General features: G+C 59.6%; 1 protein-coding gene. It reads left to right on the top strand.

Annotated elements, in window-relative coordinates:
- Positions 1–190: SDR family oxidoreductase (locus AAEZ05_RS29760; RefSeq protein WP_350650235.1), on the top strand; the 190-nt coding region annotated here is incomplete at its 5' end.
- Positions 191–245: the final 55 nt, after the last annotated feature.

Raw genomic sequence — 245 nt, forward strand, 5'->3', positions numbered from 1 at the left:
GACCGATACCAAGTTCGCCTCGGCGCTGGTCAAGAACGATTCGATCCTGAAAGTTGCCCTGGCGCAGATCCCGCTCAAGCGCGTGGCCGACCCCAGCGAAATGGCCGGCGCGGTGTTGTACCTGGCCAGTGACGCATCGAGCTACACCACGGGCGTTTCGCTCAACGTGGACGGTGGCTTCTTGTCCTGACCTCACCTGGGTTTTTTCAGATCGATTTGCGCGTAACCTTGGCGCAGATCGATCT

It is taken from the genome of Pseudomonas sp. HY13-MNA-CIBAN-0226 (assembly GCF_040310305.1).
GTDB lineage: Bacteria > Pseudomonadota > Gammaproteobacteria > Pseudomonadales > Pseudomonadaceae > Aquipseudomonas > Aquipseudomonas gregormendelii.